The sequence below is a fragment of the Sphingomonas sp. Leaf33 genome, from assembly GCF_001421785.1.
In the GTDB taxonomy this organism is placed as follows: domain Bacteria; phylum Pseudomonadota; class Alphaproteobacteria; order Sphingomonadales; family Sphingomonadaceae; genus Sphingomonas.
The window spans coordinates 1,519,975-1,542,777 of the sequence record NZ_LMLB01000001.1 but is presented as its reverse complement, the minus strand read 5'-3'; the positions used below and the strand labels follow the sequence as shown (position 1 = coordinate 1,542,777).

The window sequence follows — 22,803 nt, the reverse complement described above, 5'->3', positions numbered from 1 at the left end:
GCGACAGATCATCCGCCATCAGCGCCACGTCCGCCGTCTCCAGCGCGACGTCGGAACCCGCCGCGCCCATCGCGATGCCGACGGTGGCGTTGGCCATGGCCGGGGCGTCGTTGACGCCATCGCCGACCATGGCGACCTTGTCCTGCGCCTTCAGCTTCTTGATCGCCTCCACCTTGTCCTCGGGCATCAGGTCCCCCCAGGCCTTGTCGAGGCCGACCTGCTTGGCGATGGCGTCGGCGACACGCTGGTTGTCGCCCGAGATCATGATCATGCGGGTGATGCCGATTTGGCGAAGGCGCTTGAGCGTGGCGACCGCAGCCTCGCGCGGCGTGTCCATGACGCCGATCGCACCAAGGTAGCGCGCGCCATTGCGAACGATCATCGTCGTGTGGCCGGCCACCTCAAGCGCATCGGTCACGGCCCGCAGCGCTTGTGGCAGGGGCTCGCCATCGATCTCGCCGAACAGTTTCGGACTGCCGATGTGGACGCTCTGGCCCTCGACCGTCGCCATCACCCCGCGTCCCGTAATGCTGCGCAGTGAGGAGGCGGAGGGCACTGCCGCGTCGCCGAGACGCTCGCGGCCGTCCTTCGTGATCGCGGCGGCCAGCGGATGGTCGCTGAGCACCTCGACGGCAACCGCGATGCGCAGCAGCTCCTCCTCGGTCGCTCCCTCGGCCGGCAGCACGTCGGTGATCCGCGGCCGCCCTTCCGTCAGCGTGCCCGTCTTGTCGAATGCGATGGCGCTGAGCGTGCCGAGGTTTTCGAGCGGTCCGCCGCCCTTCACCAGCACGCCGCCACGCGCCGCCCGCGCGATACCCGACAGCACCGCGCTCGGTGTAGCGATCGCGAGCGCGCAGGGGCTGGCCGCGACCAGCACCGCCATGGCGCGGTAGAAGCTGTCGCGGAACGGCTCGTCGACGACCACCCACGCGAACATCAGAAGGACGACGAGCATTAGCACGGCGGGCACAAAGATTCGCTCGAACCGATCGGTGAAGCGCTGTGTCGGCGACTTTTGCACCTCTGCCTCGCCCACCATCTGCACGACTTTGGCGAGCGTGGTGTCCTTCGACAGGCGGGTCACACTGACCTCGATGGCGCCCGACCCGTTGATCGTGCCGGCGAAGATCCGGTGCGCGGACTCGACCTTGTCCGGCTGCGCGGTCGCCGCCGCCGCGTCCTCGACGGGCCGCTTGTCCACGGGCATGCTCTCCCCGGTGACGGGCGCCTGGTTTACGCTCGACGTGCCGACAACGACGAACCCGTCGGCGGGCATCCGTTCGTTCGGCTTCACGACCACCGTGTCGCCGACGGCGAGTTCCTCGACCGGTATCTCGACAGTGCCGTCGCCGCGCCGGACGAGCGCGGTCTGAGGCGCCAGCTCGGCCAGCGCCTCTATGGCGCGCTTCGCGCGACCCATGGCGTAGTGCTCGAGCGAGTGGCCGAAGCTGAAGAGGAACAGCAGCAACGCGCCCTCGGCCCAGGCACCGAGCGCGGCCGCGCCTGCGGCCGCGACGAGCATGAGCGTGTCGATCTCGAACTTCCCGCCACGTAGCGAGGTGATCGCCTCGCGCAGCGTGAAGAAGCCGCCGAAGAAATATGCCGCGACGTACAGGCCGATCGGCACCCACTCGGTTGCCGACGTCAGCTTCTCGACCGCGAACCCGATCGCCAGCAACGCACCGCAGATCAGCGCGAAATAGAGCTCGGTGTTCGCGCCGAGAAGCCCAGCGTGTGCGTGGCCACCCTCGTCGGCACCATGATCATGCTTGTCAGTTCGGCCGTCATCGTGACCGATCGTTGCCGAAGACCCGGCGCGGCCCCCTGCGTGCGTCCCGTGCACGCCATCCTCGTCGTCAGCCATCTTGATTTCCTTTGTCAGGTCGATCCACGTTCTGGGCCGTCGGATAGTCCGACCCGTCTAGTATTGCTGACCGCCCCGTGATCGGTCCGGGATGATTGAGCGGTGGTTCTTCGGTATCACCGGCCGCCGGCGGCACGTTCCTCCCCGGAAAATGCCGCCACGGACGCTGCGACGACGGCAACGCCAGCCGAAGCGCAGCTGCACGGCCGCGAATGGCATCGATGGTCCGTCCCAGCGCGGATGCGATTGCGCCCGCCCGCTGACGAGCCAAGATTAGGCGGCGCAGTTCGGCATCGTCCTTTTCAGACCACGTCTGGCCCACTCGAGAGCGATCCTCGCTCATCGATCACGCACTGCGCGGGCCGAAGAGAATGATGGCAGCGCCGAGGACGGTGACCGCTGCACCGATCACGTCCCAACGATCCGGCCGCACGCCCTCCACCGACCATAGCCAGACCACCGACACGCAGATGTAGATCCCGCCATAGGCCGCATAGGCGCGGCCCGCGACATCGGTCGGCACGAGAGTCAGCAGCCAGGCGAAAACGATGAGGCCGAAGCAGCCGGGGATCAGCCAGAGTCTGGAGGCGCCCAGCCGCAGGTGGCTCCAGAACGCGAAGCAGCCTGCGATCTCCGCCATTGCCGCCAACGGGTAGATCAGCAGGGGCGTCATCTCGCCATCTCCGGGCGACCGGTCGACAAGTCGGTGGGTTCGGCTGCAACGATGCGTCGGCCGAACCGCGCGTAGAGCGTGGGCAGCACGAACAGCGTCAGCAGCGTGGCTGTGATCAGCCCGCCGATGACCACCGTAGCCAGCGGCTTCTGGACCTCGGCGCCGGCGCCATGGCCGAGCGCCATGGGCACGAAGCCAAGCGATGCGACCAGCGCGGTCATCGCCACGGGGCGCAGACGTGCCAGCGCCCCCTCGCGCGCGGCCGCCGCACGGTCGAGACCCCGTGCCAACAGGTCCTGGATTGCGGAGAGCATCACCAGGCCGTTGAGCACCGCGACGCCGGACAAAGCGATGAACCCGACCGCCGCCGAGATCGAAAACGGCATGCCGCGCAGGAAGAGCGCGAGGATGCCGCCCACCAGGGCGAGCGGTACGCCAGTGAAGACGATCAGCGCGTCGCGGATCGAACCGAGCGCTCCGTAGAGCAGGAGCATGATGACCGCGAAGCAGATCGGAACCACGATCATGAGCCGGTCACGTGCTGAAGCCAAGTTCTCGAACTGTCCGCCCCATTCCAGATACGTGCCCGGCGGCAGCTTCACTCGGGCGGCGATGGCGGCCTGTGCGTCCGCAACCACCCCTGCCACGTCGCGGCCGCGCACGTTCGCCTGCACGACCACGCGCCGCTTGCCGTTCTCGCGGCTGATCTGGTTCGGCCCGTCCACGATCTCGATGTCGGCGACGGTCGAGAGCGGCACGAACCCGCCCTCGGCGGTCGGCACCGGCACCTGCGCGATCGCGGTCAGGTCCGAGCGGGCCGATTCCGGCAGCCGGATCACAACGGGAAAGCGCCGGTCGCCCTCGAAGATCATTCCAGCCTGACGGCCACCGATCGCGGCCGCCACCGTGTCCTGCACGTCGCCACCGGTCACGCCGACGCGCGACATGGCGGTGCGGTTCGGCCGGATGTCGAGCATCGGCAGACCCTCGGTCTGCTCGACCCGCACGTCGGTCGCGCCCTGCGTCCGGCGCAGAACGCCGGCGATTGACTCGGCGGTGGCGTTCATCTGCGCGAAGTCGTCACCGAAGACCTGCACGGCCACGTCGCCCCGCACGCCGGCGATGAGCTCGTTGAATCGCATCTGGATCGGCTGCGTGATCTCGTAGTTGTTGCCCGGCAGCTTCGAGAGCCGTTTCTCCAGGCGCTCGACGAATTCCGCCTTGTCGAGTCCTGGATCCGGCCACTGGTCCCGCGGCTTCATGATGACGAAGGTGTCAGAGATGCTAGGGGGCATCGGGTCGGACGCGATCTCCGACGTGCCCGTGCGCGAGAACGCGAACTGCACCTCGGGCTCCTTCACGATCGCCCTCTCCACCTGAGACTGCATCGCCTGGCTCTGGTCAACCGACGTGCCGGGGATGCGGATCGCCTGGACGAGCACGTTGCCCTCGTCGAGTTGCGGCAGGAATTCCTGGCCGAGGGTCGTGAACGCGACGGCGGCCAGCGCCAACGATCCGACGGCGACTCCCATCGTGACGGTCGGGCGGCCCATAGCCTTGTCCAGCCCGGGCTCGTATCGGCGGCGCAGCCACGTGACGATGCGGCTTTCCTTCTCCTCCACCCGGTTGCTGAGCCAGATTGCGATCGCCGCCGGAACGGCTGTCAGCGACAGGACGAAAGCGCATAGCAGCGCGACGATTATTGTGGTCGCCATGGGTTCGAACATCTTGCCCTCGACGCCCGTGAAGGTGAGCAGCGGGGCGTAGACGAGGATGATGATCGCCTGTCCGTAGACGGACGGTCGGATCATCTCGCGGGCCGACGCCGCGACGATGTCGTGGCGTTCCCGCAGAGGGAGCGTCTCGCTCCGGCCGTGCTGCGCCTCGCCGAGCCGCCGCAGCGAGTTCTCGACGATGATCACCGCCCCGTCGACGATAAGGCCGAAGTCCAGCGCGCCGAGACTCATGAGGTTGGCGGACACGCCGGCCTGCAGCATGCCGATGCTGGTCAGCAGCATCGTGACGGGGATGACCATCGCCGCGATCAACGCCGCGCGGAAGTTGCCGAGCAGCGCGAACAGCACGACGATCACCAACAACGCACCCTCGGCCAGGTTCTTCGCCACAGTGGCGATGGTCGAGTTCACGAGGTCGGTGCGGTTGAGCACCGGCTTGACCACCACGTCCACCGGCAGTGACGGCCCGATCTCGTCGAGGCGCTTCGACACGCCGGTGGACACCGTGCGGCTGTTCTCGCCGATCCGCATCACGGCGGTTCCGACGACGACCTCGCGCCCGTTCTCCGACGCGGAGCCCATCCGCAGGCCTTGCCCGGTCCGGACCTCCGCCACTTGGCTGAGCACGATCGGCACGCTTTCGCGGGTCGCGATGACGGTGCGGGCGAGCTCGTCGGCCGTGCGGATGCGCCCGTCGGCGCGCACTGCGAGGCCTTCACCGTTCCTGTTGACGATCCCCGCACCGGCACTGGTGTTGTTGCGCCCGAGCGCGGTCGCGAGATCCTGCAGGGTGATCTTCATCGATGCCATGCGCAGCACGTCCGGAACGACCAGATACTCCTTGGTGTAGCCGCCCAGCGAGTCGATGCCTGCCAGCCCGTCGGCGCCCTTGATCTGGGGAGCGACGATCCAGTCCTGCACCGTGCGCAGGTAGGTCGCCCTGTCCGCCTCGCGGACGAGGTGGTCACCCTCGGGGGTGATGTAGCTTCCGTCCGGTTGCAGTCCGGGCTCGCCGCTCTTGTGGTTCACCTTGTCGAGTTCGCGATACTCGACAGTCCACATGAAGATGTCGCCAAGGCCCGTGGCGATCGGCCCCATCTCAGGGCTCACGCCTTCGGGTAGATCCTCGTCCACGGTGCGCAGCCGTTCGGAAACCTGCTGGCGTGCGAAGTAAATATCGGTGCCCTCGTCGAAGACGGCGGTCACCTGCGCGAAACCGTTCCGGCTGAGCGAACGGGTGTATTCGAGGCCGGGGACGCCGGCGAGCGCGGTCTCGATCGTGAAGGCGACCTGCTTCTCGACCTGGTCGGGCGAGAGCGCGGGCGCGACGACGTTGATCTGAACCTGGTTGTTGGTGATGTCGGGCACGGCGTCGATCGGCAGCCGCTGAAGCGCGAGCATGCCGGCGATGGCGGCGATGGCGGTGAGCAGCAGGACGAACCAGCGACGCTCCACCGAGAAGGTGACGATGCGGGCGATCATGGATCAGTCCTCATGCTCTGCCTCGCCCTTTCCGAGCTCGGCCTTGAGGGTGAAGGAATTGGTCGAGGCGATGCGCTCGCTTCCGCTCAGGCCGCTCGCGACGATGACCTGGCCGCCGTTGCGGCGCCCCAGCGTCACCGGCACAGCCTTGAAACCGGTCGCGGTCCGGACGAACAGGTGCGGCTTGTCCTCGATCATCTGGACCGCGGCCGACGGCACGGCGATGGTTTTGTCGCTGCCCGACGGCACGATCACCGAGGCGTTGACCGTCTCGCCGACGCGCCAGGTGCCGCCACCGTTGTCGAGTCCGGCGATGACGGGCACCAGCCGGGTGGTCTCGTCGAGGACGGGCGACACGAACGTCACCCGCGCGGCCTGGCGCCGCCCGGGGCCGGTCACCTCGACCTGCGCGCCCGGCTGCACGCGCCCGGCGTCGGCCGGCAGCAGCGACATCGCGACCGTCACTTTCGAGAGGTTGGCTACGCGGAACAACTCGGCGTCGGCAGCGATGGTCTGGCCCAGCGTCGCCGACCGGGCGATCACCTGTCCCGAGATGGGCGAGCGCACGGTGACCCGGTTGAACGCCCCACCGCCACCGCCGGTCGCGGCGAGCTGCTGCTGCGCCAGACGCAGTGCGATGTTGGCCTCGGTCGCGGTGGTGCGGGCGGCGATCAGGTCCTGCTCCGGCGACACCCGCTCGGCAAACAGCCGCTGCTCGCGGCGAAGTTGGGACTGGGCCAGCCCGAGGCGAGCGCGGGCCGCCTCGATCTGGCCGTTGAGCGACGCCGCTTCGCGGCTCTCGATGACGGCGAGCACATCGCCGCGACCGACGGGCTGACCCAGGTTCTTCGTCAGCGTGACCAGGCGCCCGCCGATGGCGGCCGATGCGACCTGCACGCCCTGCGGGTCGCCTTCGATGGTGGCGCTGACCTCGATCGCGCCGGCGACGCCGCCGACGGTCGGCCGCACGACCTCGATCCCGGCTTCGGCGATCTGCTGCTGAGTGAGCGCGACGACGCCCTCCTCGGCATGGCCTTCTTCCTCGGCGTGCCCGTTCGCAGCCTCGTTGGTCACTGGCTCGCCCCTACCGCAGGCGCCAAGCGTCAAGACCAGGGCGGCGGGCGCGATCGCCCGTAGGATGATGTTCTTCATGGCTGGACTTCCGTGTCTGCGGGCGCGCGGGCGGTGAGCCGCTCCAGGCGCGCCTGCGCGTCGTGATGGGCGGCGAGCGCGTCGATCGCCGCCGCGCGGGTCTGTGCGAGGGTTCGCTCGGCCTCGAGCAGGTCGAGCTGGCCGAATTTGCCCTCGCGGTAGCCGATCCGGGCGATGCGCGCCGCCTCCTGCGCCGCGGCGAGCGCCGGTCCCGTCGCGGTGCGGGCGTTCGCCTCCGCGTTGGCGAGGTCGGTCTCGGCGGTGGCGATGGCCTGCTGCGCGTCGAACAGCGCCACTCGACGTAGCGCTTCGGCCTGGTCCTTCTGCGCGCGGGCGACGTCGACGCCCGCGCGGCCGTTGTTAAACAGCGGAATGGGCAGGCTGACGCCGAAGACGGCCGCCACGTCGTTCGTCGCCTCCAGCCGTCTAGCGCCGGCGCTCAAGGTGAGATCGGGCACGCGCTGGCTGCGGGCGAGCCGCACCTGGGCGTTGGTCGTCGCGACGTCCGCTTCAGCGATGGCGAGCGCGAGTGTGCCGCCGGGGGCTGCCGCCTCGCGGGGTCCCATGCCGCCGCCGACCCTGTCGAACCAGCTGACATCCAGGGCGCCGGGCTCGCGGCCGATTAGCCTGGCAAGGTTGCCGCGTGCCAGCACGACCGTGCGTTCGGCTTGCTCCAGCGCGGTCCGCGTATTGATCCTGGTGACGTCGGCGCGCTGCTCCTCCAGCGGCGACGCGCGACCGGCGCGCACGCGCACGCGGGCCACCCGAAGCCCTTCGTCGGCGGTGACGAGTTGGTCCCTTGCGACGAGCGCGCGCCGTTCAGATGCGACCGCCAGGTTGAACGCCTGGGTGACGCTAAGCGCCAGATCGGCGCGGGCGACGCCGATGGCGAGCCTGGCGCGCGCCGCCTGACTGTCGGCGACCGCGATCCGTGCCGAGCGCTTGCCGCCGAGCTCGAGCGGCAGCGATAGGCCGACGGTCGTCTCGGCCCCGCGGACGCCGCTATAGCCGCCAGTCCCGATGACGTTCTCGACCTCGGCGTTGAGCGAGGGATTGGGCCGCTGCCCGGCCACCCGGCGCTGCGCCTCGGCAGCCCGGACGCCGGCGTCCGCAGCACCGATTCCGGGGGCGTTCGAACCCGCGAGTGTAAGCGCTTGTTCGAGAGTCAGCCCCTCTTGGGAAACCATCGGGAGGCTTGTCTGCGCCTGCGCGCAGGGTGCGCAGACGGATGCGGCCAGCGTGGCCGCGAGGATGCGATGCATGGGTTGCTCCTGACATGGGACGACCGCCGTTCTCCGGCGGCGCGGCGCATGTCAGGCGATCGGCGGTCTCAGCGCTGGATCGGTGGTGGCGGTGGCGACCTCGATCGTCGTGCCGCCTATAGGCTTCGCCGCCACCGACAGCCTCAAGCCTTGTGATGCCCTGTCGAGCGGCGTGGCGACATGGTGGCCATGGCAGCCGCCATGATGATGCGGATATGCCTTCCCGGAGTCGGCGGGAACCTGGTCGGCGTCGCCATCGACGTGACCCGCGCTGACAGGCGCTTCCACCCCGGGCGAACAGACCGGCTCGTTCGCGTGCGCGACGGCGCCCAGCCCAAGCGAGGCGAGCAGCGCGAGGCCGATCAGGAAGCTCAGGATCCGTTGCACGGTCAGCTTCTTAGCAGAACGGATCGCGCCTGTCAGTGATGCGTGCATCAGGACTTGGCCTCGGTCTCGATTGCTGAACGCAGGTCCTCGGGAACGAGCATCGGCTGGAAGGCGCTGACGTCGGATCGCCCCGTATTCCCCCACGGAATGCGCCCGGTGAGGAAGCCGAGCGGCGCCAGCGCCAGTCGCACGATCTGTCCCACGACCTCGCGTCCGTCGCGGAGGTGAACGGCGTAGCCAAGCATGGCGACGTGGACGCGCATGTGCGGCGCGAGCATTGGCTGCGAGACGATGTGTGCCCGCTCAAGGGCGCGCCATGCCGATGTACCATCGTCACGACTGCGGGCGTCGCGATGGGCGGCCATCTCTGTTTCAAGCAGGGCGATGAGCTTGGTCCTGGTCATGCGGCGGCTCCTGACGAGAGCGGGGCGAAGTCGGACGCGACGAGCTGGCGCCACCGGCGTTGGCGATGGCGATAGAACATGTGGGCGAAACCGGCGACGAAAGGCGTGAGCACCCCGGCGCTCACCTCCACCTCGTCGGTGTAGCGGCACCGCTGCGCGTCGATCGGTTCGATGGTGATGACGTGGTCCCACCGGCGCACTAGGCTTCCGTGCCCGTTGTCACGCAGCCGGTACTTGGCAGGACCCCGGTCCAACGCGCTAATGACGATCCACTGCGTGCCCATCGGCAGCAGCCCGAACATGCGCGGCCGGACCAGGTAGCGCCCGTCCGACCAAGTGTCCGGCAGGACCGGCGGATCGACGGGTTCGAACACTTGGATCGGGGATGCGACGAAGTCGAGCAGCCGCGGCTGACGAACGGCGATCCAGGCTCGACCGGCCGGCACGTTCAGGATCGTCGAGAGCTTGATGCGCATGCTGTTACTCCGCCGCGGCCAGCGCGGGTTGCCGCTCGCCGGCGAGCTCGCGCCACGCTTGGCTGACGATCTGCGCGCCGCCCGAAAGGGCGAGCCCTGCCATGATGCCGGCGACGAGCAGGTCGGGCCAGGCGGTGCCGGTGCCGAACACGCCGACCGCGGCGAGGACGACGGCGACGTTGCCGATCGCGTCGTTGCGCGAGCATATCCACACCGAGCGCATGTTCGCGTCACCCGAGCGGTAGCGGTAGAGCATCGCCGCCACGCCGGCGTTGGCGACCAGTGCGACCACGCCGACCGCACCCATGGCCTCGGCATGCGGCACGCCGCCAGCGCGGATCGCCCACAGCGTGGAACCGAGGACCCAGACGCCGAACGCCAGGATGGTGATGCCCTTTACGAGCGCTGCGCGCGAACGCCATGCTATCGACAGGCCGGCGACGCCTAGGCTGATCGCGTAGTTGGCGGCATCGCCGAGGAAATCGAGTGCGTCCGCCTGGAGCGACTGCGATCCCGCCGCGAAACCGGCGACCATCTCGGCGGCGAACATCGCGGCGTTGACCGCGAGCGCGATCCATAGCGCGCGCCGCCACCGGGGGTCCGGCCGGACCGGTTTGTCTGACTGGCAGCTGCTGCACACCATGGAATCGCACTCGCCCGAATCATTGCGATGCGCGATATGGGGCCTCTAGCAACTAGAGGGTCAAGCGCCGTGACGTATTTTCTTGTGAAGGCGCCTCTGAGCGGCCTGATCGTGGCGGCGGTGTCCGAGGTGGCGCGGCGCAGTCCGGGATTTGGAGCGTTGGTCGCGTCGCTGCCGCTGGTGTCGATCCTCGGGATGATGTGGCTGTGGCGCGATACCCGCGACGCCGGGCGCATGGCCGCGCATGCAGGCGCCACCTTCTGGTATGTCATCCCGTCGCTGCCGATGTTCCTGCTGATCCCGGCGCTCCTTCGGCACGGCGTCGGCTTCTGGACCGCGCTGGCCGCCGGCTGCGTGCTGACGGTCGCGCTGTATGCCTTGGTAACGGTGTCCGCGCCGCGCTTGGGATTTGCGCTGTGAGCCTGCGCATCGGGGATCTCGCAGTTCGCACCGGCGTGAAGGTCGCGACCATCCGTTGGTATGAGAAGGTCGGGCTATTGACCGAGCCGGGCCGCACCGGGGCCAACTACCGTCTATACGACGAGGATGCGCTGCGGCGGCTGACCTTCATCCGGCGTGCACGTGATCTCGGCTTCTCGCTCGACGAGGTGCGCGAGCTGTTGGATCTGTCTGGTCACGGGTCGCGCGATTGCGCTGCGGTCGACGAGATCGCCAGTCGCCATCTCGTCGAGGTCGAACGCAAGCTGGTCGACCTCGGCCGGCTGCGCGAGCGCTTGTCACAGCTGATCGCGTCATGCGCCGGCGGCCGTGTGGACGACTGTCGAATTCTCGAGGCGCTCGGCCCAGACGGTTGACCGAATTTAGGCATCGGCATCGTGACGCTTAGCAAGCGCTGGCTGCCACTCCGCCATGCGCTTCAGATTGTTCTTGATCGTGTCGAACAACAGCTTCGGATCGGCACGGTGGAGTTTGGCGAGGTCAGCTACGCAGTCCATCGCCTCCCAGGGGTAGAGGGGGCGATCGCCCAGCCGGGCAAAGGGCGCATCGGTCTCCGTCAGCAGACGGTCGAGCGGCATTGCGGCGGCGAGGTCACGTCCCTTGGCCGAGCGCATCATCGCCGGGCCTATGCTGAACCAGCAACCAGCCGATGCCGCACGTTCAACTTGACTGACGGTGCCCGAGAACCAGTGCAGTATCGGAAGCCCCGCTCGCGGATGCCGCTCTAGCGCGTCGATGACACGGTCCGCGGCACCGCGCGAATGGATGCTGAGCACCCGGCCCTCCAGCTTCTCACACTCGCGCAGAATGCGATCGAAGACCTTGATCTGCAGACCGAGCGACGCTCGGTGAGCAGGACTACCGTCCAGTCCCACTTCGCCGATGTAACGCGCTTCGGGCATCATCGCGCACAGCAGCTCGACCTCCCCGTGTCTGTCCGCCACGACTTCGGGATGTAGCCCCAGGGCGACCCGTATCCGCCGCCGCTCACCGACGATGCGACGAGTTCCCCGCCAGGCTTTCGGCGTCGTGGTTACGGCCAGCACGAAGGCGCCGCGCGCCTCTGCCTCTTCGATAATGGCCGCTGGGTCCGGGTATAGGTCGATGTGGCAGTGCAGGTCGATCACGTAACGCCTTCGCGCCGGTGGAGCGCGGCAAGCTCGCCGATGCCGCGCTCCACCACTTCGCGATAGGGTGCGGTGTCACCCAACATCTCACGGTTCATCGTCCCGCCGATCCATGCTTCCATCCCGTTGCGTGCGACGGCGTCGATCGCCATCGCGACCGAACGGACATCGTCGAACTGGGTATGACGCCGGTCACGCTGCCCGAGCGGGCCATACTTGTATCCCTTCGTCGTCGTGTCGGGTTTTCCCCACGCCATCACCGCACCCCGCCGGACCTGGCAGGGGACGCAGCGGCCGCAATGCTGGAAACCCGTGCGCGAGTATCGACCGCAGCTGGTGGAGTTCCAGGCAAGCTGATCAAGCAGCGCCTGATCGAGGCACTCGGCTAGCATCTCACCCTTGGTCTTGAACTCATATGGGTTTGTTATCCTCGTTCGAAGCCCGGCGGCATCCAGAACCTTCTGCATTTCGCGGAAGTAGAACGGGTGAGTCGTACGCGTGCTCAGCGATCCCGTGCGAAGCGGCGTCAGCGGCACGTTCTGGGAAATGAAACCGTTCTCCGGCACCAGCAGATCGACCGTTGATCCATTCCTGGTAGCCTCTAGGCAACTCGCCGCCAGCACCCCGAAGCCAAGGAACACGATCGAGCGGGCGCGTTGCGAACGCTCGGACGGGCCCGGCGGTCTTGCGTGATGACTGAGCTGAAGATGGAGCGTCGTGGGCGAAATCATCTTGGCGAAGGCCAGCTGGTCGGCGCTGTCGCCCTTCGCTTTCTGGCTGACCAGCAAGGGACGGTGGCCGTCGGCTACGGCATCGATTGCACCGACGAGGCTGTCCATGCCACCTGACAGCAGGCAGATCACGTCTTCGGAGCGCGGCCTTGTTCCTCGTGCGGGTGCGGGGGCATGTCCCCCGGCCACGAAGGTCAGGGACCATATGTCACCGGTCAGGAACTCCAACGCGCGTCGGAGATCGTCCTTCTGCGAATCCCAGAATCCGGGTGCCGCCACGGCGACCGTGAGGTCGATCTCGCGGGTCCAGCCATCGGGGCTGTTGCCCCTCGGCACCGCCTCGTCAGCCGCGACGATGGACAGCGCTATGGATGTGAAGTCCCATGCCCGCTCGGTTGGCGCTAGACGCATCCGCTTCAACACCGGTGGAACAAGCCCGCCCACGCGGCCCCAGCCGGCAGTCGGTTGGCGGCCATACAGGTCGAAGCGCATGACCCCCTGGCCAACGGGCGTGCGAAGCGATCCTGGAAGACATGCGACCTTCATCATAGGTAGCTTTCGAAAACGTCGAAGGTGTCCTGGATAACGTCGCGGCCAAGTTGAGCCGCCGCCTGACGGTCGAGCGTTCCGCTAAGCGCACGTCGTTCTGCGTAACGCCCGGCAAGTTCCTCCTTGACGTAGGATTGCATCTCTTCGAGCCGCTGTTGGCCCACCTTTGCGGTGGGCGCCTTGTCGATCACCGCCATGCCGACGTCGAGGGCGATCCGGTGCGCAACCTCGTTGCCGAGGAATGTCTGGACCACCTGGTCGATCTGATCCTGGTCCAGGTCGGTGACGTCGTTCCCCTGCTCGACGATGTCGGTAAGAGCGCGCGCAGCTGAATCCCGTGATGCCTCGCCGTCCTGCGTGCCATCGACCGGGCACAGCACGTCGACCAAGACGTCGATGATCTCGGCCTGCGTCAGTCCGCCCAGCCTTGCTTGGGACACCCCGTATTGCGGTGGAAGCGGCTGGTCCGCCGCGAGTGCGGTGAGCGCTTCGTGGATCGCCCCTGCGCTTGACGCGCTGCCGGCCATCCGCGCCGTAGCGCCGGAGGAGCCGCCCATTCCAGTCGAGGTGTAATGCCCCAGTCCGCGCCGCAGATTGCCGTCGCCACCGTCGCGACCCCATTTACCGAGGGAGGTGCGCGCTGGGCCGAACCGACGTGGCGGCGCTAGCGGAGGAGGTGTGTTCGGTGTCGGTGGAGGCGGTGGGGCGGGATCATCGACCCAGGGCGGAACGATGGGGACGTTAGGACCCGGGCCCTTGCTCGAGGCGGACGTCCCCATCAGGCTATCTCGCGCTCGACGCGCTTTCGCATCGGCGCGCTCAAGTCGGTCTTGTTGGCCCACAGCCGGAGCAGATCCTTACCCCATGGGAGCAGCACGACGCGGGGGACGATGCCAGCTTCGAGTTGCGGTCCGGGCCGGTTCGCGAGGAACGACGACAGCTCCCGTGCATGCCGGTCGTCGACGGATGCGACCGCCAGCGCTGCGTTCAGGATCGAAGGAACCCCCCAACGGGTCTCTTCACCGGCCTTGACCAGGATGCGATCCATAATGGCGGCAGCGTCGCGGTAGCTGAGCGCCTTCGCTTTCTCCGTCAGCGGCGGGCTCGGCTGCGTGGCGGCAAGCAACGCGTCGAGAAGCTCGAGCGCCTCGGGCGAAAGCTCGTCGGGCCGCCCGATGATCGCGAAGTTGTCGCGGCTGACGTAGGCGGCAGCGCGCAGGTCACGTTCGCCGAGCGGTGGATCGAGAAGCAGCCAGTCGCGCACGAAGGGGACGTCGAAGGGCTTATCCAGCGGAGCTGAGGTCTCGCCGCGCACCGCCTCCTCCATCTGCTTCAGCTTGTTCGAGCGGCCGTCGGCGGACACGTTCACGCTCGACAGCAGCGCGCCATAGGCCTCGGCCGTCCCGCAGCGCTCGAAGAGTAGCAGCTTCATCAGAACCTCCTCGTCGACGGCGACACCTTGGCGTTCGGCCAGAGATGCGCGGAGGGCGAGCGAGTTGAGGAAGCGCTTGATCAGACGCGGATTACCCCGGATCTCGGGCGAACTCGTCAGGATCGGTGCGATGCGATCTGCGATCGCGATGCGGCTGCGCAGATCCGGAGTGCAATCGTCGCCGATCGTCTCGAGGACGAACGCGCGGTCGAAGCGCGCACCGTTCCACGTCTGCCCGAGCCGCATGCAGACAGCGTCTCGTATCTCGTCCTTCCGGTCCGGCTCCAATTCGCTTGCGTCGATGAACAGCATCATCAGATAGGCTCGGACATCCTGCGTTCCGAGCGGCGGGACGCGGAACGGAAGCTGGATCAGCTTGTCGAAATAGCTACGGACCATCCCCTCGCTGAGCTGTGCGCCCTTGAAGTGGACGCGCACGGATTCGCGGATCATGTCCTCGTCGGCCGCAATTACGAAAGCGGTTCGATCCAGGAAGAGAAACAGGCGCATCGCCTCGAGCGTCGCGATTGCGGTTTCCGGCAGGCAGCGGTCGAGGTCGTCGATGAGGACCACAAGCGTGATCTTCATTTCTTTCAGCGTTGCCTGAAGCTCCGTCCTGAAGGTGTCGATAGCCTTGGGCGGCGTTGTCGCGGCGACCTTCTCGTCTTCCTTTTTCGCAGCGAGAAGGTCCTTACCCTCCTTGCTGATCGATTCGTAAGCCGTCTTCAGCTTCTCGACGTCACCGCTGGAGAGATCCCCGTCCATCAGACCGCCGCCGGCGGCGGCGACCGAGGTGAACATCAGGGGGAGCGGCGAGCCCGTATAGAGCGCCAAGGCCGCGCCGCCCGTCATACTGGCAGCGCGGAACCATTTCACCCTGCTGAGCAGGCCCTTCGCCTTCTTGAGGACGCCCGCGCCGAACCGTCCCTTTTCCTTCTCGGCGTGATCGACGAGCGATTGGGCGATGGCCTCCATCAGCGCCGCCCGCGCGTCGTCATGGCCTTGGTAAAGCCATGCGTTGAAGTTGACGAATCGCACCTCGTCCGGCGCCACGCTTTCGTGTCCTGCTTCAATTGCGACGGAATGTGCCATCGCTAGTTCGGCCACCCGCTGCTTCAGCGAGATGTGCAGCAGTTCCATCATCGAGGACTTGCCCATCCCCCAACCACCGGAGATGCCGATCGAAAGGGGCTGGCCCTTGGCGCCGAAGATACGTTCTGCAGCGATGTCCGCGACATGCTGGAAGTTCAACAGATCCCGCGCCGTCTGATTATCCGACCACATCTACGATGCCCGCCCCCGGTTTTTCTTTGATGGTAGGGTCGCGGGGCATTCGCGCCAAGAACGAAGTTTCGCTGCCTGCCTTCATCGGCGTCTGGGGTTACTGGGGTTGGGTCGAAGGCGAAGCGATTGCGATTGATGCGTGGTCGTTATTGGCCGGATCGGCGGGCGCGGTTGCTGCCTTGCGCTCCGAATATCGATCCACCAGCTGCGCCGCATGCGGTCGTGTCAGGACCGTAAAGCGCACCAGCTCCTCCATCACGTCGACGATCCGGTCGTAGTAGGTCGACGGTCGCATCCGGTCGTCGTCGCCGAATTCCTTGTAGGCCATTGCCACCGACGACTGGTTGGGAACCGTAATCATCCGCATCCATCGGCCGAGCAGGCGCAGCGTGTTGACGCTGTTGAACGACTGCGATCCTGCCGACACCTGCATCACGGCCAGCGTTCGGCCCTGCGTCGGGCGCATGCCGCCCATCGCGAGGGGCAGATGGTCGATCTGCGTCTTCATCACGCCGGTGATCTGGCCGTGCCGCTCAGGGCTGCACCAGACGTGACCCTCCGACCACATCGACAGCTCGCGCAGCTCGTGCACCGCCGGATGGTCGTCGCCCGCGATCTTGTCGGGCAACGGCAGGTCGGACGGGTCGAATATGCGTGTCTCGGCACCGAACAGCTGGAGCAGCCGCGCCGCCTCCTCGACGCACAAGCGCGAGAACGATCGCGCTCGTAGCGAGCCGTATAGCAGCAGGATGCGCGGCGGGTGGTCGTGCGGGCCTAGGCCGATCCCCGGCCGGTCGATCACGAAGCGCCGGTCCAGCGCAGGAAGATGGTGGGCGTTGGTGAGCGTGCGTATAGGCATCAGGCACGGTCCCCGATCGTCTTTGTCATGTAAGTCGCGCTGGCCGGACACAGCGACAAGAACTGCGTCGTCGCCGCAATCGATGGCGGCGCGTCGGCCCGGTCAGTCGCCGCATAGCCGACCCGCGCGAAGAACCGCGAGGCATCCTGGGTTAGCAGGTGAAGGCGGCGTGCGCCGCGGCGGGCCGCCTCACGTTCTGTCGCCGCGATGATATGGCGACCGATGCCGACGCCACGATCGGCGGGCGCGACGACGACCGACCGCAGCAGGCGGTTGTCGCCCGCGCCCTCGATGCCAGCGAAGCCTAGCGGACCGTCGCCCATGAACCGCAGGTAGACGCGGTCCGGCTCCTCGAGGTCGCTGGTTGGGAGCCGACCAGCGGAAAGCATGGCAACCAGCTCGTCCCGTTCGGCTGGGATCGCCATGTCGATGACGGCGACGGTTATCACGCCGGTGCGGTCTCCGGGAACCAGCGCCGCCCCATGGCGAGCGCCGCGTGGACCAACAGGATCAGCACCGGCACCTCGACGAGCGGACCGATCACCGCGGCGAAGGCGACGGGCGAGCCGAGGCCGAACGCGGCGATTGCGACCGCGATGGCTAGCTCGAAGTTGTTGCCGGCGGCGGTGAAAGCGATCGCCGTCGTGCGCGGATAGTCGGCGGCGATCAGCCTGCCCATTGCGAAGCTGATCACGAAATGGACCAGGAAGTAGATGGTCAGCGGGATCGCGATCCGGATGGCGTCGATCGGCAGGCGGACGACGTCGCCGCCCTTCAGGCTGAACATCGCGACGATCGTGAAGAGCAGCGCGACGAGGGTGATTGGGGCGATGCGCGGGATGAAGGCGTTCTCATACCAGTCGCGCCCACGCCTCGCGACCAAGGCGCGTCGCGTGAGGTAGCCGGCCAGGAACGGTATCCCGAGGTAGATCGCGACGGCCTCGGCGATGGTGCGCACGTCGATGTCGACGACGCTCGCCTGCAGGCCGAGCAGCGGCGGCAGGAAGGCGAGGAAGAACCAGGCGTAGACGCTGAAGAACAGGATCTGAAAGATGGAGTTGAAGGCGACGAGCCCCGCGACGTACTGGTTGTCGCCCTTCGCCAGCTGGTTCCAGACCAGCACCATGGCGATGCAGCGGGCTAGCCCGATCAGGATCACGCCGGTCATGTATTCGGGCTGGTCGCGCAGGAACAGGACGGCGAGCGCGAACATCAGCACGGGGCCGATGATCCAGTTCTGCACCAGCGACAGGACGAGGACGCGTCGGTCGCCGAAGACGCGGGGCAGTTCGTCGTAGCGGACGCGCGCGAGCGGCGGATACATCATGAGGATGAGGCCGATCGCGATCGGCACGTTGGTCGTGCCGACCGTCGCTCGGTCCAGCGTGGTGGGCAACGCCGTGAACCAGGTCCCGAGCGCCACGCCGAGCGCCATGGCAGCGAATATCCAGAGCGTCAGGAAGCGGTCGAGGAACGACAGGCGTTCAGGCGCGGCGGTCGTCACGCTGGACGCCGGCCGGAAGCGTCGACGACCACCTCGCCATCTTCCTTCGCGAACGCGCCAAGCTGGGGGTCGGGTAGGATGTCCAGCACGGCTTCCGAGGGCCGGCACAGTTTCACGCCCAGCGGCGTGACGACCAACGGCCGGTTGATCAGGACCGGGTGGTCCATCATCGCGTCGAGCAGTGCGTCGTCCGACAGCGCCTCGTCGCCGAGGCCGAGGTCGGCGTATGGCGTACCCTTCTCGCGCAGCAGGTCGCGCGGGCGCATGCCGGCCCGCTCGATCATCTCGGCCAACAGCGCGCGCGTTGGCGGGCATTTCAGATATTCTATGACGTGCGGCTCGATGCCCGAGTTGCGGATGAGGGCGAGCGTGTTGCGCGAAGTGCCGCACGCCGGATTGTGGTAGATCACGATGTCGGTCACGCGGGTCTCCGGATCAGCAGCAGGCAAGGTCGGCGACCAGCGGCTCGCACAGTTCGGCGCGGCCTCCGCAGCAGTCCTTCGCCAGGAAGACCATCAGGGCGCGAAGCGTTCCGATGTCCGCGCGCTGGATCTGGTTGCGACCGCGTTTCTCAGATGTGACGAGCCCCGCCTTCGCCAGCACCGCCAGATGGGTCGAGAATGTGCTCTGCGACAGATCGGCGCGCTCGACCAAGTCTCCGGTCGCCAGGCCCTCGGGCTCGTGGGCCACGAGCGCCCTAAACGTCTCGAGACGGGTCGGATGCGCCAGGGCGGCAAGGGCTGCTAGGGCATCGGGCTCGGTCACGCATCGGCAATATCCGATCCGTTATCTACTTGCAACAAGGATCGTCTTTTACCGATGCTTTGCCCTTGGCGGGTGCGCGCCGGACTTCACGGCCGCGCTGGCATTCATTGAGGTCGGCCTGCAAGTGGCAGCAGACCTCGGCGCACCCGTCGCAGCAGTCCTTGATCAGGAACACCGTCAGATGACGGATCGCGTCGGGCAGCGCCCGGTAGAAGATGTTCCGCCCCGCCCGGCGCGAGGTCGCCAGGCCGGCGTGCGACAGGATCGTAAGGTGGCTGCTCATCGTGTTGGCCGGCGTACCCGTCCGCTCGGCGAGATCGCCCGCGGTCATGCCGTCCTCTCCCGCGCGAGCGAGCAGCGAGAAGACGGCCAGTCGGGTTGGCTGAGCCAGCGCGCTCATCACGGCGATCGCATTCATATTTTCCATTCCTCCAGAATAACCGAACGGTTCCCCGTCGCAACGCCCCACGGATCGCGGCTGATTCAAATCGGGACAGGCCCGCTATAATTCCATAACTCTAGAAGGGTTGAATGATACAAACCCTGTAGCTACTTGAGGGTTGCGCGCTGCCCCACCGCCGGGTGCGCGTCGCTTGAGGAGGGACGGCGGACGGAGACGACGTATGAACGCGATGACCATGCTCGACGTGACGATCGGCGCGACGCCGGTGCCCATGACGCGCTTCGAGGATCCGCTGGACGACGACGCGGCGACCGATGCCGCGCTCACCACGACGCGGCGCGGCCTTGTCCGCCTCGCGCTGGTCGCCGCCGAGACCGGCGCGCGCTTTCAGCGCGAGGGCGTGGCGCACGACCCGATGGCGTGGCTACTCTCGCCCCGTGCGCTTTTCGACGGCGCGTGCGCCATCGACGCGTGCCTGGGGCTCGGCGGCTGCTTGCGAGGCGTTCTGATCCACGGCCTTTCTCTCGGTCTGGACGCCGACCCCGCCGTCATCGACGCGCTGGCAGCCGATGACGACGACGGCTCGCCCCGAGGTGAGGCGGACGGACGGAGCGCGAAGATCCTGCCGTTCTCGCGCTCCGCCGAACCCGAGGCCGAGCTGCGCCTCTTCACAGCCACCGTCGTAGCCCACGATTTCGGCGAGACCGTCCACGCGTTCCACGCGTCGCTGGCGCTCGATGAAGCCGAGGTCGCGGGTCGGCTCTACTGCCGGATCGGCGCTGCGTCGGCCGACGCGCGGATCGTGGCGGGCTTCGATGCTGCCGATCCGCTGGTCGCGGCGCTCGTCGCGCCCGCGATGTGCGATACGCTCGAGCTCGTCGCGGCCGATCCGGGGTCGCCGCTCGCCGCGGGCCTCGACGTCAACATCGAGCAGCGCTTCCTGGGTTGAGCGACCGACGTTTGCCAGATCGCAGCCGGCTGGCGTCGCCCGCCCGGCAGCCTGACCCAACACACATCGGAGGTGATAATGCGGGACGATCTCCTCGAGCCCGAGGCGCTGTGCGCCGTCAACGCGGACGACGACCTTCGCGTCCTGCGCAGGTTGGACATTCGCGAGGGGCTCACCGGCGTCGGCGGCAACGTCGACACCGGCATCGGCGTCGTCGTGGACTGCGAGACGACGGGCATCGGTAGCGACGACGTCATCGTCGAGATCGCGCTGCGCCGCATCCGGTTCGACCCGGACGGCGTCATCGTCAAGGTCGACCGCAGCTATTCCTGGCTCGAGGATCCGGGGTGTCCGTTGGGCGCGGACATCGTTCGGCTGACTGGGCTGAACGATGCCGATCTGAAGGGTCAGTCGATCGATGACGACGCGGTTCGCAGGCTGCTGGCTTCCGCCGAGTTCGTCTGCGCGCACAATGCTGTTTTCGATCGCGGCATGTTCGAGCGCCGTATCGACGGCATCGGCGACCTCGGCTGGGCCTGCTCGTGCAACGACATCGACTGGCGGGCCAACGGCTTCGACGGCAGGTCGCTGGGCTGGTTGCTGGCCCAGTGCGGATTCTATCACGGTGCGCATCGCGCCGGTGACGACGTCAATGCGGTGATCGCGCTGCTCCAGCACACCATGCCTGGCGGGGGGACGGCGCTGGCCGAGATGCTCGAGCGCGCTCGCGCGCCGAGCTGGCGGTTCCGCGCCGTTGGTGCTGCTTTCGAGCGGAAGGATGCTTTGCGCGCCCGTGGATACAGGTGGGACGCGTCGACCAAGACCTGGTGGCGCGAGGTCCCGGACGCGAAGCGGACCGAGGAGGAATGGTGGCTCGCCGGTCATGTCTACGCGGTCGACGCCAACCCCCGGGCACTCGGTCCAGCCATCGACCGGATCACCTGGCGTGAACGCTATGCCCCGACGCCCCTGAATTCGTGAAGCGAATACATAATCGAAGGAGATAGTCATGGCTAAGAAGCCCAAGATCACGAACGCCGTCGTCCCGGTCACAACAACGGTGCAGCATCGCCCGCTGGCGGGAACCGACACGATGCCCGTCGAGGTGTACCACGTGCCCAAGCTGCACCCCTCGGGCACCGGGCCGTGGGCAGCCGAGGCTGACAAGGTGTCGTGGCTCGATCCCGACACCGGCTTGCCGTGCATCATGCGCCGCGGTGACGATGGCGCCTTGCGTGGCTTCGTCGGCGTTGGCCCTGATCACCCCCTCGCCGGGGTAGGCGAGGAAGCCTTGCCGCATGATCCGCCGATCGTCGTCCACGGCGGGATCGACTACGCCTCGCCATGTCAGGAATACGAACCGCAGGAGGTTTCGGTCTGCCACGTTCGCATGCCGCTCCCGGTCTCGAGCCGTGGCTCGACGCCGGTTCGGCCGCCGTTCGACACCCGGACGATGGTGGCGCTGGTGGCGCTGCCGGATGATCTGTGGTGGTTCGGTTTCTCCTGCAACCAGGATTACGACCTGATCCCCGGACACCGAGGCGTTCCCCCGCTGGGCCTCGAGAACGGCCGCGTCTACCGGGACGAACGGTACGTCGTTCGGGAAACGACGAACCTCGCCGCGCAGCTGCACGCGATTGCCGAGGGACTGCCGATCCCGAAGCCGAAGGGCAATCGCCCGCCCGTTGGGCTCGCTGAGTATCGTCCGGTGCCGCGCAAGTGAGGTACGAGGAAATCCGCAATCCGGCATTGCCATGGGGCTTTTGGCTGCACACGGATGGCGTGGGCAGTGGGCGCCCCCTGGTCGACGAGGAGGGGCGTCGCTGGAATACGGTGCGGGAAGCATTCTGGGTCGGACGCCTGGGCATGCCCGAATCGCTGACCATGGAAGAGAACCTGGAACGTCTTATGGCGCATCTCGCTGCGATCAGCCGGCGCGTCGTGGCAGTTGCCGAAAGCGCCCATGACCTCTTCGGTGGCGAGTGGGATTTCGAGCGCTTTTACAAGGTCTGGGTATATTCACAGGGGCTGACCGGGGGCGAACCGCCGTTTGGGACCGGAATCAGTGCCGAGGGCCATGCCGCGCTCGTCATGCTGGCCTCGACACGACCGTCGCAGGTTAAGGCGATCCCCGTGGGAAGGGAATCGGTGGCGACGCTCGCACCTTCGTCGGGCTCGGACGACGAGGTCGCCGCGTGGCTCGACCGCGTCGAAGCGATGTCGGCCACGCTGCCGTACCGGTTCGAACGGCGCCAGGTATGGGACAAGCCCGCGGTGGCTCTGGTGGGCGACGGGCTGGGCGGAGTCGTGCCGCTGCGGCGCACCCTGTGGATGCAGTCGTTCTCCGACAACGCGTCGCGCGACCGGTTTCACGTCTGGCTCGCACACCGGTTGGACCGATGGGAGGCGTGGGGTGGAATGGCGTATCGGCGTGGAGCCCCGGTGCTTACGCAGCACCTCTTCGCAACCCTGATGACCGCGGACGACGGCCTTGATGACGGGGCGACCGCCGGACGTGCGCGCCAGCTGCTGTGATCGGAAGGAGGTAATACCACAATCAGCCGACGAATCCCGTGACTTTGACATACCGATAGGAGTGCCATGAACGACACCGAACTCGACATGCCGACGCCGCGAGACCGGCTGCGCATTCGGGCGGCTC

At 67.2% G+C, this 22,803-nt stretch carries 25 protein-coding genes; 6 read left to right on the top strand and 19 right to left on the bottom strand.

The annotated features are described in order from the left end of the window. From ASE86_RS07655 to ASE86_RS07615, 9 genes are all read right to left on the bottom strand, one after another. A partial coding sequence (locus ASE86_RS07655) for a heavy metal translocating P-type ATPase (protein WP_414881261.1) occupies nucleotides 1-1,864 on the bottom strand: 1,864 nt, incomplete at its 3' end. A gap of 346 nt (nucleotides 1,865-2,210) precedes the next feature. Beyond that, nucleotides 2,211-2,537: a YnfA family protein gene (locus ASE86_RS07650; protein ID WP_056424198.1), complete on the bottom strand. Its 327-nt coding sequence runs from the start codon at nucleotides 2,535-2,537 to the stop codon at nucleotides 2,211-2,213. Continuing rightward, on the bottom strand, nucleotides 2,534-5,755 hold the full coding sequence (locus ASE86_RS07645) for an efflux RND transporter permease subunit (RefSeq protein WP_056424196.1): 3,222 nt from the start codon (nucleotides 5,753-5,755) through the stop codon (nucleotides 2,534-2,536). Before ASE86_RS07645 ends, ASE86_RS07650 begins: the two co-directional genes overlap by 4 nt. Before the next feature lie 3 nt (nucleotides 5,756-5,758). Further along, on the bottom strand, nucleotides 5,759-6,907 hold the full coding sequence (locus ASE86_RS07640; RefSeq protein WP_056424194.1) for an efflux RND transporter periplasmic adaptor subunit: 1,149 nt from the start codon (nucleotides 6,905-6,907) through the stop codon (nucleotides 5,759-5,761). Next, a complete protein-coding gene (locus tag ASE86_RS07635; RefSeq protein WP_056424192.1) occupies nucleotides 6,904-8,169 on the bottom strand; it encodes a TolC family protein in 1,266 nt (421 codons plus the stop codon). The genes ASE86_RS07640 and ASE86_RS07635 overlap by 4 nt, the downstream gene beginning before the upstream one ends. Nucleotides 8,170-8,220: 51 nt before the next feature. After that, nucleotides 8,221-8,604 carry a hypothetical protein gene (locus ASE86_RS07630; RefSeq protein ID WP_056424190.1) on the bottom strand — a complete coding sequence of 128 codons (384 nt, stop codon included), beginning with the start codon at nucleotides 8,602-8,604 and terminating at the stop codon, nucleotides 8,221-8,223. Continuing rightward, the gene (locus ASE86_RS07625) at nucleotides 8,604-8,960 is read right to left on the bottom strand and encodes a DUF3703 domain-containing protein (protein WP_056424188.1); all 357 of its coding nucleotides are present in this window, start codon (nucleotides 8,958-8,960) and stop codon (nucleotides 8,604-8,606) included. The genes ASE86_RS07630 and ASE86_RS07625 overlap by 1 nt, the downstream gene beginning before the upstream one ends. After that, on the bottom strand, nucleotides 8,957-9,436 hold the full coding sequence (locus ASE86_RS07620; protein WP_056424186.1) for a hypothetical protein: 480 nt from the start codon (nucleotides 9,434-9,436) through the stop codon (nucleotides 8,957-8,959). Before ASE86_RS07620 ends, ASE86_RS07625 begins: the two co-directional genes overlap by 4 nt. A gap of 4 nt (nucleotides 9,437-9,440) precedes the next feature. Next, nucleotides 9,441-10,079, bottom strand: a complete 639-nt coding sequence (locus ASE86_RS07615) for a cation transporter (protein WP_056424184.1) — start codon at nucleotides 10,077-10,079, stop codon at nucleotides 9,441-9,443. 69 nt (nucleotides 10,080-10,148) lie between these two features. On the opposite strand from ASE86_RS07615, the gene ASE86_RS07610 reads away from it, so the two are divergent. Continuing rightward, nucleotides 10,149-10,499: a DUF3147 family protein gene (locus tag ASE86_RS07610; RefSeq protein ID WP_056424182.1), complete on the top strand. Its 351-nt coding sequence runs from the start codon at nucleotides 10,149-10,151 to the stop codon at nucleotides 10,497-10,499. Further along, nucleotides 10,496-10,894 carry a MerR family transcriptional regulator gene (locus ASE86_RS07605; RefSeq protein WP_200911495.1) on the top strand — a complete coding sequence of 133 codons (399 nt, stop codon included), beginning with the start codon at nucleotides 10,496-10,498 and terminating at the stop codon, nucleotides 10,892-10,894. Before ASE86_RS07610 ends, ASE86_RS07605 begins: the two co-directional genes overlap by 4 nt. A gap of 6 nt (nucleotides 10,895-10,900) precedes the next feature. Here the strand turns inward: ASE86_RS07605 and qatD are convergent, their stop codons facing one another. The 10 genes from qatD to ASE86_RS07555 form a co-directional block, all read right to left on the bottom strand. Further along, a complete protein-coding gene (gene qatD, locus ASE86_RS07600; protein WP_056424180.1) occupies nucleotides 10,901-11,665 on the bottom strand; it encodes a Qat anti-phage system TatD family nuclease QatD in 765 nt (254 codons plus the stop codon). Further along, the gene (gene qatC, locus ASE86_RS07595) at nucleotides 11,662-12,888 is read right to left on the bottom strand and encodes a Qat anti-phage system QueC-like protein QatC (protein WP_200911494.1); all 1,227 of its coding nucleotides are present in this window, start codon (nucleotides 12,886-12,888) and stop codon (nucleotides 11,662-11,664) included. The genes qatD and qatC overlap by 4 nt, the downstream gene beginning before the upstream one ends. Before the next feature lie 53 nt (nucleotides 12,889-12,941). Then, nucleotides 12,942-13,502, bottom strand: coding sequence for a Qat anti-phage system associated protein QatB (qatB, locus tag ASE86_RS07590; RefSeq protein ID WP_056424179.1), 561 nt, complete (start codon nucleotides 13,500-13,502; stop codon nucleotides 12,942-12,944). Nucleotides 13,503-13,723: 221 nt separating this feature from the next. Further along, nucleotides 13,724-15,661 (bottom strand): P-loop NTPase fold protein, encoded by a 1,938-nt coding sequence (locus tag ASE86_RS07585; protein WP_056424176.1) that lies wholly within the window; start codon nucleotides 15,659-15,661, stop codon nucleotides 13,724-13,726. A gap of 97 nt (nucleotides 15,662-15,758) precedes the next feature. Continuing rightward, nucleotides 15,759-16,520 (bottom strand): arsenical resistance protein ArsH, encoded by a 762-nt coding sequence (arsH, locus tag ASE86_RS07580; RefSeq protein ID WP_056424174.1) that lies wholly within the window; start codon nucleotides 16,518-16,520, stop codon nucleotides 15,759-15,761. Next, nucleotides 16,520-16,969 (bottom strand): arsenic resistance N-acetyltransferase ArsN2, encoded by a 450-nt coding sequence (arsN2, locus tag ASE86_RS07575; protein ID WP_235524019.1) that lies wholly within the window; start codon nucleotides 16,967-16,969, stop codon nucleotides 16,520-16,522. Before arsN2 ends, arsH begins: the two co-directional genes overlap by 1 nt. After that, complete coding sequence (arsB, locus tag ASE86_RS07570) at nucleotides 16,966-18,024, bottom strand: ACR3 family arsenite efflux transporter (protein ID WP_056424173.1); 1,059 nt, start codon at nucleotides 18,022-18,024, stop codon at nucleotides 16,966-16,968. Before arsB ends, arsN2 begins: the two co-directional genes overlap by 4 nt. Then, the gene (gene arsC / locus ASE86_RS07565) at nucleotides 18,021-18,446 is read right to left on the bottom strand and encodes an arsenate reductase (glutaredoxin) (RefSeq protein ID WP_056424171.1); all 426 of its coding nucleotides are present in this window, start codon (nucleotides 18,444-18,446) and stop codon (nucleotides 18,021-18,023) included. The genes arsB and arsC overlap by 4 nt, the downstream gene beginning before the upstream one ends. 13 nt (nucleotides 18,447-18,459) lie before the next feature. Beyond that, a complete protein-coding gene (locus ASE86_RS07560) occupies nucleotides 18,460-18,789 on the bottom strand; it encodes an ArsR/SmtB family transcription factor (RefSeq protein WP_056424169.1) in 330 nt (109 codons plus the stop codon). A 25-nt stretch (nucleotides 18,790-18,814) separates the two neighbouring features. Next, nucleotides 18,815-19,207 (bottom strand): metalloregulator ArsR/SmtB family transcription factor, encoded by a 393-nt coding sequence (locus ASE86_RS07555; RefSeq protein ID WP_321162983.1) that lies wholly within the window; start codon nucleotides 19,205-19,207, stop codon nucleotides 18,815-18,817. Nucleotides 19,208-19,412: 205 nt separating this feature from the next. Between ASE86_RS07555 and ASE86_RS16305 the strand changes: the two genes are divergently transcribed. The 4 genes from ASE86_RS16305 to ASE86_RS07535 all read left to right on the top strand — a co-directional run bounded on the left by ASE86_RS16305 (nucleotide 19,413) and on the right by ASE86_RS07535 (nucleotide 22,676). Continuing rightward, nucleotides 19,413-20,141, top strand: a complete 729-nt coding sequence (locus ASE86_RS16305) for a hypothetical protein (RefSeq protein ID WP_056424166.1) — start codon at nucleotides 19,413-19,415, stop codon at nucleotides 20,139-20,141. Between the two features lie 78 nt (nucleotides 20,142-20,219). Beyond that, nucleotides 20,220-21,122, top strand: coding sequence for a 3'-5' exonuclease (locus ASE86_RS07545; RefSeq protein ID WP_056424164.1), 903 nt, complete (start codon nucleotides 20,220-20,222; stop codon nucleotides 21,120-21,122). Nucleotides 21,123-21,150: 28 nt separating this feature from the next. Next, complete coding sequence (locus ASE86_RS07540) at nucleotides 21,151-21,864, top strand: hypothetical protein (protein WP_056424162.1); 714 nt, start codon at nucleotides 21,151-21,153, stop codon at nucleotides 21,862-21,864. Then, complete coding sequence (locus tag ASE86_RS07535) at nucleotides 21,861-22,676, top strand: hypothetical protein (protein WP_056424160.1); 816 nt, start codon at nucleotides 21,861-21,863, stop codon at nucleotides 22,674-22,676. The genes ASE86_RS07540 and ASE86_RS07535 overlap by 4 nt, the downstream gene beginning before the upstream one ends. The last annotated feature ends 127 nt before the right edge of the window (nucleotides 22,677-22,803 follow it).

What these genes read in the sequence shown, in the direction of transcription:
- ASE86_RS07650 (WP_056424198.1), bottom strand. Translation starts at nt 2,537, where the DNA reads ATGACGCCCCTGCTGATCTACCCGTTGGCGGCAATGGCGGAGATCGCA.
- ASE86_RS07645 (WP_056424196.1), bottom strand. Translation starts at nt 5,755, where the DNA reads ATGATCGCCCGCATCGTCACCTTCTCGGTGGAGCGTCGCTGGTTCGTC.
- ASE86_RS07640 (WP_056424194.1), bottom strand. Translation starts at nt 6,907, where the DNA reads ATGAAGAACATCATCCTACGGGCGATCGCGCCCGCCGCCCTGGTCTTG.
- ASE86_RS07635 (WP_056424192.1), bottom strand. Translation starts at nt 8,169, where the DNA reads ATGCATCGCATCCTCGCGGCCACGCTGGCCGCATCCGTCTGCGCACCC.
- ASE86_RS07630 (WP_056424190.1), bottom strand. Translation starts at nt 8,604, where the DNA reads ATGCACGCATCACTGACAGGCGCGATCCGTTCTGCTAAGAAGCTGACC.
- ASE86_RS07625 (WP_056424188.1), bottom strand. Translation starts at nt 8,960, where the DNA reads ATGACCAGGACCAAGCTCATCGCCCTGCTTGAAACAGAGATGGCCGCC.
- ASE86_RS07620 (WP_056424186.1), bottom strand. Translation starts at nt 9,436, where the DNA reads ATGCGCATCAAGCTCTCGACGATCCTGAACGTGCCGGCCGGTCGAGCC.
- ASE86_RS07615 (WP_056424184.1), bottom strand. Translation starts at nt 10,079, where the DNA reads ATGGTGTGCAGCAGCTGCCAGTCAGACAAACCGGTCCGGCCGGACCCC.
- qatC (WP_200911494.1), bottom strand. Translation starts at nt 12,888, where the DNA reads ATGCGCTTCGACCTGTATGGCCGCCAACCGACTGCCGGCTGGGGCCGC.
- qatB (WP_056424179.1), bottom strand. Translation starts at nt 13,502, where the DNA reads ATGGGCGGCTCCTCCGGCGCTACGGCGCGGATGGCCGGCAGCGCGTCA.
- ASE86_RS07585 (WP_056424176.1), bottom strand. Translation starts at nt 15,661, where the DNA reads ATGTGGTCGGATAATCAGACGGCGCGGGATCTGTTGAACTTCCAGCAT.
- arsH (WP_056424174.1), bottom strand. Translation starts at nt 16,520, where the DNA reads ATGCCTATACGCACGCTCACCAACGCCCACCATCTTCCTGCGCTGGAC.
- ASE86_RS07555 (WP_321162983.1), bottom strand. Translation starts at nt 19,207, where the DNA reads ATGAATGCGATCGCCGTGATGAGCGCGCTGGCTCAGCCAACCCGACTG.
- ASE86_RS16305 (WP_056424166.1), top strand. Translation starts at nt 19,413, where the DNA reads ATGAACGCGATGACCATGCTCGACGTGACGATCGGCGCGACGCCGGTG.
- ASE86_RS07545 (WP_056424164.1), top strand. Translation starts at nt 20,220, where the DNA reads ATGCGGGACGATCTCCTCGAGCCCGAGGCGCTGTGCGCCGTCAACGCG.
- ASE86_RS07540 (WP_056424162.1), top strand. Translation starts at nt 21,151, where the DNA reads ATGGCTAAGAAGCCCAAGATCACGAACGCCGTCGTCCCGGTCACAACA.